Source organism: Aliterella atlantica CENA595 (assembly GCF_000952155.1).
In the GTDB taxonomy this organism is placed as follows: Bacteria; Cyanobacteriota; Cyanobacteriia; order Cyanobacteriales; family Chroococcidiopsidaceae; genus Aliterella; species Aliterella atlantica.
This window is the reverse complement of record NZ_JYON01000012.1, coordinates 85,055-101,356: the sequence shown is the minus strand read 5'-3', so window position 1 is coordinate 101,356 and position 16,302 is coordinate 85,055. Positions and strand designations below refer to the sequence as shown.

Genomic DNA, 16,302 nt, shown 5'->3' with positions numbered 1-16,302 from the left:
TCCTCGATTTGGTAGTATTTTCCTATTTCTCTTTTACCTGGTCACTGGTTACTGGTAACTGGTCACTGACATAACTGGTCACTGTCTAAAAATTATACAGTTCGCCAAATTTACCTTTGATGTAACGAATAAATGGCTCGATACTCAAAGGCTGAAGTGTAACTTTTTCGACTATTTCGGCGGCGGTGTACTTGCGTCCGTGTTGGTAGATATTTTGTTTGAGCCAATCGTGCAGCACTTTAAAATTGCCTTGCCTAATTTGCTGAGGAATTTCTGGATGTGCTTGCAAAGCCGCTTCAAAAAATTGAGCGCTCATCAAGTTACCCAGCGTATAACCTTGAAACACTCCGCCAATCGTACCGCCGTACCAATGCACGTCTTGCAATACGCCATTAGTATCGCTAGGTGGTACAATCCCTAGATCGGATTGATAGCGATCGTTCCATGCTGCGGGTAAGTCTTTGACTGCTAGTTTGCCTTCAAGTAATGCTAACTCCAAGTCGAAGCGAATCATGACGTGTAGATTATAGGTAACTTCATCAGCATCAGTACGAATCAAACTGCGCTCGACTTTATTGATCCCCCGATAAAAAGTATCCAAAGAAACCTGTTTTAACTGCTGCGGAAAAGCCGCTTGCAACTGAGGATAGCAAAATTCCCAAAAATTGCGGCTGCGTCCTACCAAATTTTCCCACAACCGCGATTGACTTTCGTGAACGCCTGAAGAAGTACCACCCGCTAAGGGTGTAGCTTCAAAATCGCGGGCTATACCTTGCTCGTACAAAGCGTGTCCAGTTTCGTGAATGGTGCTAAATAACCCTTCATTTAAGTCATTTTCCCGAACGCGGGTAGTAATGCGTACATCCCCAGTAGAGAATTTAGTCATAAACGGGTGCAATGTTTGATCTTGTCTTCCCCGATGAAAGTCATAACCTAGTTGTTTGATAACTTCGAGACTAAATGCTAGTTGTTCGGGTTCGCTATAGTGTTGGTGCAAAGCTGTAGCATCAGTAATCGGTTGAGATGCGATCGCATCTACAATTGGTACTAATTGCTGGCGTAGTTGAGCAAATAGCGCTCGTACAGATTCAGCATTCATGCCATAATCTGATTCATCAATCAGGGGATCGGCAATATGTTGGTAGCCAGGAAAAAAGTTCGCCATTTCCCGACTCAGTTCTAAGGTTTTTTCTAAGTAAGGTGCAACAGCAGCAAAGTTATTTTCCGGTCGCGCTTTCGCCCAAGCTTCGTAAGCATCAGCGCTATGCTGAGAGAATTTGGCGGTAAAAGCTGGGGGAATTTTGACTAAGCGATCGTAGTCTAAGCGCGTGACGCGGATTAAACTAGCTTCATCAGCATCATAAGGCAAGCTACTTTCATATTCGCGCAAATCTTCTAGTAGTTGTCCTATAGCTGGATCGGTAAACTTAGTATGGGCAATATGTCTGAGGGTAGCCATTTGTCTTCCCCGCGCTGCTGCACCACCAGGAGGCATATAAGTTGCTTGATCCCAGTAAAGTAAAGAGGCGGCTGATTCTATATCATTAATTTCGGCTAGGCGAGTTCTCAGTTCTTGGATAGGATGAGTCTTGTCGAGAGTTTGCATACCTAAAGATCGATCTAGTTTTATATAGTGTGACGCTGAAGTAAAGTTACTACCACCATAACTAACTACTAATCAACTCCACTGCATCTCGTGCATCCAAATCTTGTAAGTAAACTTTAACTTTTTCTTCTTTAGCAGTAGGCAGTTTTTTTCCCGTAAAGTCAGGGTGAATTGGTACTTCCCGATGACCTCTATCTACGAGTACAGCTAGCCAAATAGTAGAAGGTCTACCATAATCATTGACTGCATTTAAGGCAGCACGAATCGTCCGCCCTTTGTAAATTACATCATCTACGAGCAAAACTGTTTTTCCAGTCAAGTCAAAAGCAATCTCAGATTTGGCTGGAGTCCTGACTCCAATTTGGTCTAAGTCATCGCGGTAAAATGTAATATCTAAAGCTCCTACTGGCACAGTTACACCTTCTAGCACTTCTATTTGTCGTGCTAACTGGTGTGCTAAAAACACTCCTCTAGTATAGATCCCCAAAATTACCAGCGTTGACAAGTCGCGGGAGCGTTCGATTACTTGCGAGGCGAGGCGAGTCATAGTCCGTCGGATTTCCTCAGAGGATAAAATTTCAACGACTTTAGCAGCCATAAAGATAACTTCCTACCTATTAGGAGGTAATTGTTGAAATAGCTAATAGCAAAATTAACGCAATTACGAGCCAAATCAAAAAACAATAGCGCGTTAGTGCCAAAGCTTGTTCTACTCGCACTACAGTAATCGGATAAATTGCATCTCCAAGTAGTGGTTTAGATTTTGCAACCCCGCCATACCAATTGATTCCACCTACTTGCACGCCTAATACCACTGCATAAGCGCATTCACTCCAACCAGAATTAGGACTTGGATCTTTAACCGCATCTCGGCGACAAATGTTCCACACCTTTATAGGCTTACCTGATAATAATGCCAGAGTAAATACATTTAATCGACAAGGCAACCAAGTCAAATAATCTTCTAACCGAGCGCTAAACCAGCCAATATATGTGTAAGGTGCGCTGCGGTAGCCAACCATCGAATCTAAGGTACTAGCAGCTTTGTAGGCTAAAGCCAAGGGAACGCTACCAACAGTCGGGATAAATGCCCCAATAATTGCATAAAACAAAGGAGAAATCGCCCCATCAGTAGCATTCTCTGTTACTGTCTCCATTACCGCTCTTAATATTTCTGCTTCAGATAGGTTTTGCGTATCTCTACCCACAAACAAACTTAACTTAGTCCGAGCCTGTTCTAAATTCCCACAGTTCAAAGCTTGCAAGACATCCTGCGCCGAATTTCGCAAACTTCTAGTTGCAAAACAACTAGCCAGCATAATACTGTGTGTAACAATGCCAAACAAAGGATGAACTAAACTCGCACCCCGCACAATTAACCAACCCAACACACCACTACCGATAATCACAGTCAAACCCATTCCAACACCACTACAGCGTTGTAAAACAGGGCGATCGCAGTATTTTAGTGTAAACTTAGTCCACTGGCTAATCGTCCAACCCATAACCTGCACTGGATGCAGCCAATGCCAAGGATCGCCAATGAGATAATCTAAGACAGCAGCAACGAGAAGAATAATGATTGAGATCCCCCTGTAGTCCCCCTTATCCCCTCACCTACTAAACTACAAAACTCGTCGCCTCACCTTGAGAAGCTTGCCAACTACGAGCATCGTAATACAGATCGGCAAGAGTTATAGCATACAGCGCTTCTTTGAGTTTTTGGTGCAATCTTTTCCACAGAGTAAACGTCACCCAGTCCTCAGCTTGAGTTTCTGTTGGGCTATGGCGAGGTAAAGGTTCAATAGTTTCCCCCACTGCTTCTAAAATTTGTCCTAGCAAGATTTTTTCTGGCGACATTGCCAATCTGTAGCCACCTGCTGCACCGCGAATCGATTGTACCAGCCCCGCGCGGCGCATCTCTATCAGCAGTTTTTCTAAATAGGGCGCAGGGATATCTTGACGCAGGGCGATCGCTTTTACACTTACAGGCTCGGACTTTGGTTGCAAGCTTAAATCGAGTAATGCTTTAACGCTATAGTGTCCGCGAGTTGTTAATTTCATTAAATAGAGAGCGAAAAGTTGCGCTAGTGAATTTTAATCTCTTTTTTAAGCAATTTTAGGTCTTTTTTTTCGATTCTTTGTTTGTTCGTCTTACTTGTACTGCTAGGTAAACCCAATTTTGCCATGTCTAGTGCTACTCGCTTGTTTTTGTAGCAAAGCCGTTCAACTCAAAACTTAAGATTTGGTAGATAAAACTAATTTTCTCTTCTAGTAGTGCTTCTGTCTGAAGAAGCGATCGCTTACCATCAATAAGATAGATATCTCAAGCTTTGCCTTTACGTCTCTTGGCAGTTAATTTTAGTTTATATCTAGTAACGATTAAATAATCTTGCAATCGCGCGATTGAATCAGATTTAGGAAGTAAACTATTTTTACATAATTATATATACTTTTGACAATCCCTAGCGCTGCTAGCAATAAATTCGCCAAATAATAATCATATTTGTACATTATTAAATAATGGCATTTTCAGTGTAGTATAGTTGTCTAAGCTAATATAAAAGCTAAGGAATATTGCTCTTTAGCTTTTGTAAGCTAAAATGGAACGCAATTAATCCTTCACCATTCGTTTTCCCCTTTAAGTTGATGAATAAAAAGAAGAAAATAGAGCCACTAGCAGGACAAGAACTCCTTGATAAAGTCAAAGAGCTAGGAAACCTCAGCAAAGAAGAAAAAGCGAAAGAGTGTGGCTACTACACAGTTACTAAAAACGGTGTCGAGCGGGTCAATATGATGAAGTTTCTCAACGCCTTAATAGATGCAGAAGGCATTGAGTTAGACGGTACCACAAGCTCAAATGGGCGGGGTGGACGCAGTGCTAGTTATAAAATTAGCGTTCAGTCCAACTCTAACCTCTTGATAGGTTCAGCCTATACAAAACAAATGGGTTTGCAACCAGGAGATGAGTTTGAAATTACTTTAGGGCGCAAACACATTCGCTTAAAGCAGGTAGATAGAGAAGAAGACACCGCAGAAGCTACAGCATAGAACTTTAAGATAAGGAAAAGCAGGAAATAGTTTTGCAGGTTGGGCGTTCGGTAATAAATTCTTAAAATCAACGGTTCATAATTGTGAATTTATACTGGGACCTGAGCAAAATTCATCAAACCATAACTTATGACTATTTCTAGCTTTTCTTCTGACAATGAAAAAGTTTATTGCTGAGTGCTAAAGCCTAACTTAAAAGTAGCGTAAATTATGGGCTGCTACATTCCCAGCCAAGGTACTTTTTTCTACTTACCGCTAAAATCCGCTCTAGTTACTCTTGCTTTATGGCAATTTTTTATTTAACCAGGGGCAAAACTCAGACAATCCTCTTATTGACAACGAGTTAGCGTTAGTTTAAGAGTCAAGTCATCAGCAACAGAGTAACTAGGCAAACAGAGTATTAACAAATCGGGGTATAACTTAACTTTTAGGGTAAAATTAACAGTTTGCACTAAATAATTATGCTTGCTAAAAGGAGTTACACTTATGGCGCGAATGTACTATGACACCGATGCAAATTTAGACTTATTAGCACAAAAAACAATTGCAATTATCGGTTATGGCTCTCAAGGTCACGCCCACGCGCTCAATCTTAAAGACAGTGGCATGAACGTGATTGTCGGCTTATATCCTGGCAGTAAATCAGCCGAAAAAGCCAAATCTGCAGGCATTCCCGTACACAGCGTTAGCGATGCTGCTAAAAGCGCTGATTTTATCATGATTTTGCTGCCAGATGAGGCACAAAAAAGCGTTTACAAGCAAGAAATCGAGCCTCATTTGACACAGGGAAAAGTTCTAGCATTTGCACACGGCTTCAACATCCATTTTGGTCAAGTCGTACCACCTGCCGATGTTGATGTAGTCATGATTGCACCCAAAGGACCAGGGCATTTAGTTAGGCGGACATACGAACAAGGGCAAGGCGTACCAGCATTGTTTGCAGTATATCAAGATGCTACAGGGCAAGCACGCGATCGCGCAATGGCATACGCCAAAGGTATCGGCGGTACTCGCGCTGGAGTATTGGAAACTTCATTTAGAGAAGAAACAGAAACCGATTTATTTGGCGAACAAGCAGTATTGTGTGGCGGCTTGAGTGCCTTAATTAAAGCTGGGTTTGAAACCTTAGTTGCTGCTGGTTATCAACCAGAACTTGCTTATTTTGAGTGCTTGCACGAAGTCAAGTTAATTGTTGACTTGATCGTTGAAGGTGGTTTAGCCAAGATGCGCGACAGCATCTCAAATACCGCCGAATACGGCGATTATACGCGCGGACCTCGGATTGTTACCGACCAAACCAAAGCAGAAATGCGAAAAGTTTTGCAAGAAATTCAATCAGGGCAATTTGCGCGGGATTTCGTCTTAGAAAACCAAGCAGGCAAACCTGGATTTACAGCCATGCGCCGTCAAGAAGCCGAACACCCCATTGAAGCAGTAGGACAAGATTTACGCGCGATGTTTAGTTGGATGAAAAAAGATTAACCATAGGGGGCGGCATCTTTTGGGAAGAAGGATTCTTCCCAAAAATGCCTTCGCAATGCATTGCGCCCTAAATTATAGCAAAGCATAGGGAGAAGACAATTTGCGCCCCAACCGATCGCCTAAATAATTCAAATCGCCAACTGCGGGCGCTGTTGAATCCCAGGTTTAGCCGCATCCAACTGGGCGGCAAGGCTAATAATAGTCGCTTCAGAGGCAGGGCGACCAATTAACTGAATGCCAATCGGCACACCTCTAGAGTCAAAACCAGTCGGCAAAGCGATTGTAGGTTGTCCTGTAGCGTTAAAGGGCGGACAAGGTGCAACCCAACTAATAATTTTCTGGAAAGTCTCTTCAGGGCTAAGATTTGCCCACTCCCCAACTTTAATCGTCGGGTGCATATAAGTAGGTAGCAGTAGCACATCTACAGTATCGAAAAAAGCTACAATCCGCCGTGCGATCGCCTGCATTTGCGACACAGCCCTTAAATAATCGCCCGCCCCACCTGTTTGCGCCAACAACCACTGATTCATCGGTTGCAGCACCTCTTTAGGGATACCAGCATAAGCTACGCCAGCCTGCCAAACAGCAGTAAATGGTTCAATTAAGCCAGTGAAATCGGGGCAACCTGGCTCAACTGTATGTCCTAATTGGGTTAATAGTTTAACCGTATCTAATACCGCTTGCTTGCTTTCATTCTCAGCTTCGCCTACAGGTGCAAGACTGGTAGCAAAAGCAATTTTTAAATTACTTGGCGGCGCAGTAGTGGCAGCATAAAAAGATGTCTCTGGCTGAGGTAGCCAATAAGGATCGCCCGTAACATAGCCAGAAATTGCATCTAATAAAGCAGCCGCATCAGCAACAGTTCTAGCAATGGGACCAACAGCAGCTACACCGCTGATGCGATCGCCTACAGGAGCATCGGAAACCCTACCCCTAGAAGGCTTAATTCCTACCAAACCGCAACAAAAAGCTGGACCACGTATCGAACCACCTGCATCTGAGCCTTGAGAAATAGCGCACAAGCCCGCAGCTAACGCCGCCGCAGCGCCACCACTAGAACCGCCAGCAGTATAGTCTAAATTCCAAGGATTGCGAGTAGGGGGAAAACCAGTAGGTTCGGTATAGGGAAAAGAACCAAGCTCAGATGTTGCCGTTTTACCTAAAATAATAAACCCAGCCTGTTTAATTTTGGTTACTACATTATCATCGCGATCGGCGATATTGTGAGCAAGTGCTGGAGAACCATAAGTACAACGCACGCCAGCAACACAATTGAGGTCTTTAATTGTAATTGGTACGCCAAAAAAAGGCGGCAGTTCTGAGTTATTTTGAGCTAATAATTCTGTTTTTGCCTGAGCATCAGCGATCGCACTTTCAGCTATGACTGTAAAATAGCTACCTAATTGACTATCTAGCCGTTGAATGCGTTCTAGGTATATATTTACTAACTCCAACGGCGATACTTCCCGATTGCGAATTAGCCGCGCTTGTTCCAATGCTGGGGTAAAAGCTAAGTCAATTTGATTCATGCCCAATTTGAGGTAGTTTTGTTTATTGTCTACCAGCAAAGCAGAATTAAATCAAATTATCGTCTATTCCCAGCGATCGCAATCTTGCTTTTAACTGTTCTACTTGCTGCTGGGCGATTTCTTTTTGCAAGCGTTCTTGTTCGGCGGCTTCTTCTGGTGTAGGAACTAAAGTGCCATCGGCTGCAAAATAACGCAGTTTTCCGGCATCAATACCCAAAAACAAGTCTAAAACTTCGCTCCACAATTGACCGCGATCGTTAGAAACAATTTCTTGATACCTATTACCAGTTAACCGAAAACCTGCAAATTCTAAAGTTTCTGGGGAAAACCAAAAGTATTCGGGCGTTCTAAACCTATTTTGATAAAGTTCTTTTTTTAACGTCCGGTCAACTCTAGCCGTTGAAGTTGATAGTAATTCAATAATTAAATCTGGGTATTTGCCTGATTCTTCCCACACTACCCAGGAATTGCGATCGCGTTTGGGCGTATCTTTAACTAAAAAAAAGTCAGGTCCGCGAAAATCGCGACTGCGTAACTGCTCTCGACTAAAATAGATAGTTAAATTTGCGCCAACAAAAAAATCATCTCGGTTGCGCCACAACCATTCCAAACAACTAACCAACATCAGCAGTTGATTGTAGTGCAAAGAACTTTCCATCTCTGGCTCATCACTCAAAAGCTGCGTTGCATCTGGCATTTGGGCTGCCAATTGTTGAGGACTTAGGTACATATTGCAACCAATTTGATTGAGAAAGTACGTTCAGCAACTTATCCTGCTTAATCTAATAAAGAGCGATCGGTCAAAATCTCATAACCGTCATTTGTTACCAGTACAGTATGCTCGAACTGCGCCGATAAAGAGTTATCGACAGTAACAGCCGTCCAGCGATCGCCAAGAATGCGCGTAAATTTAGAACCTGCATTTAAAATTGGCTCAATTGCCAAAGTCATTCCCGCTTTGAGCTTGACATTAGGCATTTGGCGCGTGCGGACGTTAAAAACAGACGGTTCTTCGTGCAAATTGCGCCCTACACCATGCCCAGTAAAGTCTTCAACTACTTTGAACCCTTTAGCATACACATGGTCTTGGATTGCGCCAGCAATATCCATCAAATAATTACCAGCTTTAACTTGCTCGATGCCTTTATATAGTGCTTCTTCTGCTACGCGAATTAGTTTCGCTGCTTTGGGGGTAACTTCGCCTACAGCGATCGTAATGCAAGAGTCGCCATGAAAACCTTGATAATAAGCACCAGTATCTACTTTTAAAACATCTCCAGCCCTAATTACTTTTTTGGGACTGGGAATACCATGCACGACTTCATTATTAATGCTGGAGCAAATAGAACCTGGAAAGCCGTGATAGCCTTTAAAACTGGGTGTTGCACCCATTTCTCTGATTCGCTTTTCGGCATGAGCATCCAGATCGGCTGTTGTCATCCCTGGTTCTACCAGTTCGGATATTTCTTTTAAGACAGTAGCAACAATCTTCGCCGATTGTCGCATAATCTCAATTTCCCGCTCGGACTTAATTTCAATGCCTCTACGTTGTTTTGGTTGTTGGGGCGATTGAATTGTTTTAGGCAACAGGTCAGTAAAAATATTCATGGATGCAAGAAATTTAGGCGAGTAATATCCAACTGTAGCTAGCAGAATATATATTTAAATTAACTTATCCTCGGTCTTTTCTGATTAATATTGCCGTTGTAGGGGCGGATTGCAATCCGCCCCTACAACTACAACTTGGCGGACACTACATCCTTAAAGCAGTTATCAATTACCAGTCAAGAGCGCAAGGTTTAAGTCACCACGCCTAGCCCGATAACTAATAACTGGTCACTGTTATGGTCCGGCGGTAACGATAACTAATTTATCGGGTTGCAGTAGTTCTTTAGCCGCCTGATTTACATCCTCAAGCGTGACAGCTTGAATTTTCTCTGCAAAAGCGCGTAATTCTCCTTCACTTAATCCATAAACTTCATTCATCAAGATTGTGCTAGCAAGTTCATCGGGATTTGCCAAAGCAACATTGTAACCGCTTGTCAAAGAGCGTTTAGCTACTGCTACTTCTTCAGCCGTCACGCCTTTATCGTGAATTTGAGCAAGTAGGGCGCGAGTGCTAGCGATCGCACGACTCGCATCTTCTGGCGCTGTTTGCATCGATACTACAAATGGTCCAGCGTTTTTACCAGCGCTAAAGTAGCTGTAAATACCGTAAGTTAGACCTTGGCGATCGCGTATTTCTGTACCCAAGCGACTAGACAAAGTATCGCCACCAACGATTTGATTTAGTACCGAAGCTGCATAGAAACGCGGATCTTTGCGCTCAATTCCTAGATCGCCGATAAATGTAACTGCTTGAGTTTTACCAGGAAGTGAAGGTTTAAGTTCGACAACTTTTGCTGGTTCTGGAACTTTCGGATAATTAGCGATAGGTGGTTTACCAGTTGCTTGCCATTTATCTAACCCAGTTTCCAGGAGATTGCGTACAGCTTTAGGATCGAAATCTCCCACTAAAGTCAATATCATCTGGTCGGGACGATATTGTTTTTGATAAAAAGCGATAACATCCTTACGGCTAAGACTCTTCAGGCTTTGCTCGGTGGGAAAAGTATGGAAGGGATGATTTTCGGGGTAAACTGCTTGTTGAAAAGTACGTCGCGCTACTCGATTTGGATCGTCTAATTCTACCTGCAAGTTAGATAAAGCGCGTTGTCTGCTCAATTCAAGTTCTTCTTCAGGGAATGTAGCATTTTGAACTATATCAGCCAAAGTTTGCATCAAAACTGGCAAGTCAGTTTTCAAGCTATAGCCGCTAATATCTACGCCTTCACGCAAGGCTCTAAAGTTCAAACTTGCGCCGCGATCTTCTAACGCTTTAGCTAGCGCTAGTTCATCTTTAGTTTTGGTTCCGCTTAACAAATTATCTGCCGTTAAAGCTGCAAGTCCTGCTTTTGCTGGCGTGTCAAATTCCGCCCCAGCCTTAATAAAGCCACTTAGCGTTACTGTCGGCGTACTAGGGTCTGGTAAGAGCAATACTTCCGTACCATTAGCTAGCTTAAATTGTTCTGGCAACGCTCTAGTAGTTGGGACTGCTGTATCTATTGGTGGCAAGTATTTTGCTACTTCAGCCGGATTTACAGGTGCGCCAGGACTAAAGTTTTCTGATGTTTGCGTAGAACTTCCTCCAGAACTTGCTTGTCCGGTTTGTTTCGTCGGCTCAAATAAGCCTACAGTCCGCTTTTCCGGTGCAAGGTAAGTTGTGGCTACGCGCTGCACGTCTTTGACAGTTACTTTGTCAATCGCAGCTAAATAGCGGTCGGTAAAGCGATAGTCGCCAGCAGTTGTCTGGTCGTAGCCTATCTGCATTGCTTGAGAGCTAATATCGCGGTTATTGAGGATTGCTGAAGCTTTGAGTTGAGTTTTAGAACGGTCGAGTTCTTCTTGACTTATGCCTTTGGTAGTGAGAGATGCGATCGCATTTTGCACCGCCGCATCAATTTTGGCTAATTCTTGACCTGGTACTGCTGTCACTTCCAAGTTATACCACCCGCCACCAGCTAAGGTTGCAGCATAGCCATTCATATTGCTAGCCAAACCTGTCTCAATTAGCGCTTGATACAACCGAGAATTGCGTCCCTCTGTCAGAACCCCATTCATGACATCCAAGGCTGGAGTATCGGGATTATTAATATTTGGGAGGGGATATACTACTTGCAAAAGTGCAGCCGCGCCTGGTTCTCTAAGCACAATTGGCTGTTTTTGTTTATTTGTAGCTCCTAGATTAGGTTTTGTTTCTGCTTGCTGTTTTCTATCTTCAGCTTTTTGAGCATTAGGTACTTTACCAAAGACCTCTTTAACCGTAGCTAAAGTAGATTCTGGCTCAAAATCGCCCACAATTATTAACGTGGCATTATTTGGGCTGTAGTAGTTGCGATAGTAGCTTTTGACTTGTTCTACTGTAAACTTCTCTACATCAGCCTTAGTGCCGCCTACAGTTAAACCATAGGGGCTATTTGGCAATGCTGCTCGCATTACTGCTCTACCCAAGCGGTAGTCGGGATTATTTTCGTAGCCTTGCAACTCAGAAATTACTACGCGCTTTTCGCTATCTAATTGTTCGGCATTAATCAGCGCGTTTTGCATTCTATCGGCTTCTAATTCCAGTAGCGCCCGCAATTTGCCGCGTTCAACTGTACCGAAGTAAGCCGTTTGATCGTAGCTAGTAAAAGCATTAGAATCGCTGCCTAAAGCACTAAACAAGCGTCCAAATTGAATAGGGCGGCTAGTAGTACCTTTGAACAGCATATGCTCTAATTGGTGAGCAATACCGTTTACTCCTGGGGCTTCATTGCGCGAACCGATTTTGTACCATACTTGTACGGTAACGACTGGCGCTGTTTTTACTTGTTTGGTAAGAACAATTAGACCGTTATCTAAGACTGTTTTCCGTACGTTTTCAGTTACAGAGAGCGGAGTTTGAGTATTATTCAAGGGGCTAGATATAGCGAAAGAAGTGTTAGAAAATAATGTCACAGTGAGACAAACGCTAAACAGTAAGAATAAAAAGCAATATCGACGTAAAAAAGTTGCGATCGCAAGCATATTTGACTTATTACCGTCTTTACAGCAATAGCAGCTATGGAAAGCGCTGTTATCTACTTTAATCTTTTTACTAGCAACCTGGGGATCGGCAATCTCGTCTCGGTCAACGCGCTATCTAATTTTGGAGGTCTCCTCACCGGACAGGTCGCTCAACGCGGGGAACCCGCGCACGCGACTGTCCTCCAAAATCCGCGCGTCAATTACTCAAAACACGGATAAACTCTAAAGGTAAATTATCAGTATCGGCAATAAAAGCTACTTCATAAATGCGATCGCCGATTTGTTGCTGTTCGGGTGCTAATAAAATTTTAAGTGGCTGATACTGTTCTGGCTCTTGTTGGTGGGCTTGAGCGAAACTTTGTTGCAAAGTTGCTAGCCAATTAGGTAAATCGGGCGTTAGTTCTGTAAGGTCGAACGACAAATGATAGTAGCCAACATAATGCTCGTCACCAAAAGCATCGGGAGCGGGGTGCGGTTGGGGAATTTGGATTAGTTCGATGCGTCCGCCCAAGCCTTCTATCCAACAAGCTAAAGTGTAGCCTGTGGTAAAGCGATCGCATACATTAAAGCCTAGCCGTTCGTAGAAAGCGATCGCTTTATGAATATTTGCTGTCCGAATAGAAGCGTGATGCATGAGAATAGGTTTGAGTTTTTAGGTTTGAGTTTTGAGTTAGAAGTTTTTTACTCAAATTTGCAACTATTTACTCAAATAAGCGGAAATAGGGGTAACGGACTGGGACACCTGGCTCTTTTTCTAAGTCAAAATTAATTACTTCCCAGCATGGCTCTTCTTGAGGGTCAGGGCTAAACTCCACTGGTAAGCCGTAAAGCTTGGGACGCGATTGATCTGATTGTCCGCGCCAAGGCGTACTGCGTTCTAAATAGCCGCTAATCAAATCTTGGTAGCGCCTAGCAACAATTACACGCGTTGCCCGATAACCTTGCGTATATAGGCGGTCTAAAGCTTCATGAATTTCAAATCTGATCCCGTCAGGATGAGTATGTTGCCTGTACCACTCATTATTCCATCTGCGCCAGTGACGACCAGATTGGAGATGAATCAATTCTCCGGTTTTGGGGTCGGCTTCAAATGCACCATGACGCGAACATAGGTAAGTGTCTGTAAGTGTCAGCGCCGGAACAGATTGCCGACAGTGGGGACACTGAATCTCTGGACCAAAAATTGGGTATTGAAAGCCTGAGTCGATCATGTAGTGCAAATCAGCATAATTCTGCCATTACTAGCACCAGTAGTTTTGTGTTGACACTCTTACCCCAAAAATACATGACTTTTGGGCTGCACTGCTGCCTACTAGGAGTGTAGCACTGTACTATTGTGCTTAAAGCGCTGCATGGCTTGAGTTTTTCTAATCTTACTGGAAAGTATATCTGCTATTCTATCTGTGTCCATTATGTCTTATTTTCCCCTTTGCGATCTTTCCCAAGCTGCTTTTGTGGCGGCAAATGCAACTGTTATCGGTCAAGTCAAAGTAGCCGCAGGCGTTAATATTTGGTACGGAGCGGTAATTAGAGGCGACGTAGAGCGCATTGAAATTGGTGAATGTACTAATATTCAAGACGGAGCAATTTTACACGGCGATCCTGGTAAACCAACTGTTTTAGAAGATTATGTTACAGTCGGGCATCGCGCTGTGATTCATTCTGCTTATGTCGAACGCGGTTGCCTAATTGGTATTGGCGCTATACTACTCGATGGCGTACGGGTAGGAACTGGTAGTATTGTCGGGGCTGGAGCCGTTGTGAGTAAAGATGTACCACCTTATTCTTTAGTTGTAGGCGTTCCAGCAAAGCGCCTGCGCGAAGTTTCAAAGGAGGAAGCCGCCGAACTTATCGTCCACGCCCAGCGTTACGAAAAGTTAGCTTTGGTTCATGCTGGTAATGGTACGGATCTAGGATTTGTTACTACGACTAATTAAAAACATTTATTGGTCCTAAGTATGGCTTATTTGCCTGTTTCAGCTAAAAATAAAAAATGAGAACAACTCAAAAAAACTTAAATCTCTAAATTTGAGAGAGGACGACAACAGATGGATATTGATTTTCGCGTGGCTATAGTTCTTTTACCAGTAATTGCGGCAGCAAGCTGGGCAATCTTTAATATAGCTCCCGCCGCAATTCGGCAGATCCAAGGCTTTTTAAATAAATAAGCAAAAAATCGCCATTTTTAAGCTAAAAAACCGACTTTTGCCAATAGGGTCGGTTTTTTATTATCTCTTAACTGGTCACTGGTCACTGGTCACTGGTTACTGGTAACTAGCCGCTTGCGGATAGTTTCAGCCCGTCGCTTGGCTGTAACGTTGTTAGGTTGAGCTTTTAACACTTGCTCGTAAGTTTCTAAAGCTGGTGCTGTTAAATTCTTCTTCTCGTAAGCATGACCTAAGTTATTGAGGGCAACAATATAATCAGGTTTAAGCTTCAAAGCGTCTTTGTAATGGCGTATTGCTAAGTCGTATTGTTCTTGGCAAAAGGCAGCATAGCCCAAACCATTATAAATAGGGGCAACATTTTCTTCTTCTTGTTCTGCTGCTTTGAGGGCTTTTTGGAATAAAGCGATCGCTTGGGCGTACAATTTTTTCTCTAGGTAAATGCTGCCTAGCTCGTAATACTCTTGGACTGTACCCTTTTCATTGTTGAGTTTTTTTTGCAGCCGCCCCAAATTATTTTCAGTTTTACGAGTTTTTAGCACTTGGCGAAAGACTACAATCCCAGCAATAAGCAGGACAAGTAGTAAAATCGATAAATAAGCAATTGGTAGACTATTATCCATTGCAATTAAATTGTAGTTTTATTCTTTTACCATATTGCCATCTCCCAATCAGGAAGTGGAGTTAGGTTGACTTTTTCCCTGTTTTCTTAATCCAGCAGTAGGATTAGGCAAACCCCAATAACTCAATCTTTGCTCTATCCAACCATCTGCAACGTAAAGAGCGATCGCATTATTAACTAACTGTCGCAGTTCATCATACTGCAAGCCTTTAGGCATAGCTACTGCCAAAGCTTCTGCACCAATCAATGTCGCAAGCAATCGATATTGCGGATACTCTTGCACCCAACCCGCTAATACGCTAGCATCCCCAGCAAAAACATCTGCACCATTAGCCTCTAAAAGAAATCGTGCGGCTTGATAAGAGTTAACGCCAACAAGTTGCGCCTGTGGTAGCAAATAGCGCACGCTAGCGATGGTACTAGAGCCATTTAATACCGCAATTTTACTTCTAGTGACATCGTTCAACCTATTAATAACAGCATTTTTAGTAACTAAACCAGTACCGTCAAAATAGTACGGCAAGCTAAAGCTAACTAACCTAGCGCGAGGTTCGGTAGCTGTAATATCAGCAATAGCAATATCTACTTTATTTTCAAAAACTAACGGCAAGCGATCGCGATTTTGTACTGGTTGCAACTTAGCTGCATCGGGTTTACCTAATATATCTGATGCCAAACGCTTGGCTATATCAATTTCTAACCCTTGCAGATTGCCGCTTGCATCCCTAAATCCCAAAGGACGCAAGTTGTCTTTAACGGCAATAGTCAGGTAGCCTCGCCGCTGAATTTCTTTAAGTTCGGCGGCGCTACTTGGCAAACAAAAACTAAAACACCAGAAACAGAAAGCAATAAGGAAACATAGTAGCCTTTTGCCTTCGTTCTGCATTACTTAGATTGAGCAGCCATTTCGGCAACTTTGCTAAAACCTGCTGGATCTAGCACTGCCATTTGCGCCAGCATTTTGCGATTCAAACCGACGTTAGCTTTTTTCAAACTGCCCATTAATTGACTGTAGCTGATGCCGTGTTGTCTAGATGCGGCGTTGATGCGAACGATCCACAGACGGCGGAAATCGCGCTTGCGCTTTTTGCGATCGCGATAAGCACTTCTTAGCGCTTTCATTACCTGTTGATTTGCCGTTCTAAACAGTGTGGAGTGCGAACCGCGAAATCCTTTAGCTAGTTTGAGAATTTTTTTCCGACGTTTGCGAGCGACATTCCCGCGTTTTACCCGTGTCATGGT

17 protein-coding genes are annotated in these 16,302 nt (G+C 43.2%); 4 read left to right on the top strand and 13 right to left on the bottom strand.

All coding sequences use genetic code 11. The features are described from left to right. Nucleotides 1–85: 85 nt before the first annotated feature. From UH38_RS12860 to UH38_RS12845, 4 genes are all read right to left on the bottom strand, one after another. The gene (locus tag UH38_RS12860) at nt 86–1,606 is read right to left on the bottom strand and encodes a carboxypeptidase M32 (protein ID WP_045055059.1); all 1,521 of its coding nucleotides are present in this window, start codon (nt 1,604–1,606) and stop codon (nt 86–88) included. 61 nt (nt 1,607–1,667) lie between these two features. Further along, entirely contained in the window at nt 1,668–2,204 is a 537-nt protein-coding gene (gene pyrR, locus UH38_RS12855; RefSeq protein ID WP_045055058.1) for a bifunctional pyr operon transcriptional regulator/uracil phosphoribosyltransferase PyrR, read from the bottom strand. A 19-nt stretch (nt 2,205–2,223) separates the two neighbouring features. After that, entirely contained in the window at nt 2,224–3,186 is a 963-nt protein-coding gene (cbiB, locus tag UH38_RS12850) for an adenosylcobinamide-phosphate synthase CbiB (protein WP_407640451.1), read from the bottom strand. Between the two features lie 40 nt (nt 3,187–3,226). Further along, nucleotides 3,227–3,670, bottom strand: a complete 444-nt coding sequence (locus UH38_RS12845; RefSeq protein WP_045055056.1) for an Rrf2 family transcriptional regulator — start codon at nt 3,668–3,670, stop codon at nt 3,227–3,229. Between the two features lie 585 nt (nt 3,671–4,255). Between UH38_RS12845 and UH38_RS12840 the strand changes: the two genes are divergently transcribed. Both UH38_RS12840 and ilvC read left to right on the top strand, forming a co-directional pair. Further along, nucleotides 4,256–4,657 carry an AbrB family transcriptional regulator gene (locus tag UH38_RS12840; protein WP_045055055.1) on the top strand — a complete coding sequence of 134 codons (402 nt, stop codon included), beginning with the start codon at nt 4,256–4,258 and terminating at the stop codon, nt 4,655–4,657. A 486-nt stretch (nt 4,658–5,143) separates the two neighbouring features. Continuing rightward, nucleotides 5,144–6,139, top strand: coding sequence for a ketol-acid reductoisomerase (gene ilvC, locus UH38_RS12835; protein ID WP_045055054.1), 996 nt, complete (start codon nt 5,144–5,146; stop codon nt 6,137–6,139). A 128-nt stretch (nt 6,140–6,267) separates the two neighbouring features. Here ilvC and UH38_RS12830 read toward each other — a convergent pair whose 3' ends face one another. The 6 genes from UH38_RS12830 to UH38_RS12800 all read right to left on the bottom strand — a co-directional run bounded on the left by UH38_RS12830 (nt 6,268) and on the right by UH38_RS12800 (nt 13,484). Next, entirely contained in the window at nt 6,268–7,668 is a 1,401-nt protein-coding gene (locus UH38_RS12830) for an amidase (RefSeq protein WP_045055053.1), read from the bottom strand. Between the two features lie 46 nt (nt 7,669–7,714). After that, nucleotides 7,715–8,398, bottom strand: coding sequence for a Uma2 family endonuclease (locus UH38_RS12825; RefSeq protein WP_045055052.1), 684 nt, complete (start codon nt 8,396–8,398; stop codon nt 7,715–7,717). 47 nt (nt 8,399–8,445) lie between these two features. Next, nucleotides 8,446–9,276, bottom strand: coding sequence for a type I methionyl aminopeptidase (gene map / locus UH38_RS12820; RefSeq protein WP_045055051.1), 831 nt, complete (start codon nt 9,274–9,276; stop codon nt 8,446–8,448). A 234-nt stretch (nt 9,277–9,510) separates the two neighbouring features. Further along, nucleotides 9,511–12,273, bottom strand: a complete 2,763-nt coding sequence (locus UH38_RS12815; protein WP_045055050.1) for a M16 family metallopeptidase — start codon at nt 12,271–12,273, stop codon at nt 9,511–9,513. Nucleotides 12,274–12,469: 196 nt separating this feature from the next. Continuing rightward, the gene (locus tag UH38_RS12805; RefSeq protein ID WP_045055048.1) at nt 12,470–12,907 is read right to left on the bottom strand and encodes a VOC family protein; all 438 of its coding nucleotides are present in this window, start codon (nt 12,905–12,907) and stop codon (nt 12,470–12,472) included. A gap of 67 nt (nt 12,908–12,974) precedes the next feature. After that, on the bottom strand, nt 12,975–13,484 hold the full coding sequence (locus UH38_RS12800; protein WP_045055047.1) for a TIGR02652 family protein: 510 nt from the start codon (nt 13,482–13,484) through the stop codon (nt 12,975–12,977). A gap of 201 nt (nt 13,485–13,685) precedes the next feature. Here UH38_RS12800 and UH38_RS12795 point away from each other — a divergent pair, with 201 nt between their 5' ends. Together UH38_RS12795 and UH38_RS12790 are read left to right on the top strand one after the other, a co-directional pair. After that, nucleotides 13,686–14,210: a gamma carbonic anhydrase family protein gene (locus UH38_RS12795; RefSeq protein ID WP_144405675.1), complete on the top strand. Its 525-nt coding sequence runs from the start codon at nt 13,686–13,688 to the stop codon at nt 14,208–14,210. Nucleotides 14,211–14,321: 111 nt separating this feature from the next. Beyond that, nucleotides 14,322–14,441: a photosystem II protein Y gene (locus UH38_RS12790; RefSeq protein ID WP_045055045.1), complete on the top strand. Its 120-nt coding sequence runs from the start codon at nt 14,322–14,324 to the stop codon at nt 14,439–14,441. 89 nt (nt 14,442–14,530) lie between these two features. On the opposite strand, the gene UH38_RS12785 is transcribed toward UH38_RS12790, so the two are convergent. Genes UH38_RS12785 through rplT form a run of 3 tightly spaced genes read right to left on the bottom strand, consistent with a single transcriptional unit; the run spans nt 14,531 to nt 16,299 of the window. Beyond that, nucleotides 14,531–15,061 carry a tetratricopeptide repeat protein gene (locus UH38_RS12785; RefSeq protein WP_045055044.1) on the bottom strand — a complete coding sequence of 177 codons (531 nt, stop codon included), beginning with the start codon at nt 15,059–15,061 and terminating at the stop codon, nt 14,531–14,533. A 48-nt stretch (nt 15,062–15,109) separates the two neighbouring features. Then, on the bottom strand, nt 15,110–15,946 hold the full coding sequence (locus UH38_RS12780; protein WP_045055043.1) for a transporter substrate-binding domain-containing protein: 837 nt from the start codon (nt 15,944–15,946) through the stop codon (nt 15,110–15,112). Continuing rightward, nucleotides 15,946–16,299 (bottom strand): 50S ribosomal protein L20, encoded by a 354-nt coding sequence (rplT, locus tag UH38_RS12775; protein WP_045055042.1) that lies wholly within the window; start codon nt 16,297–16,299, stop codon nt 15,946–15,948. The genes UH38_RS12780 and rplT overlap by 1 nt, the downstream gene beginning before the upstream one ends. Nucleotides 16,300–16,302 lie beyond the last annotated feature (3 nt).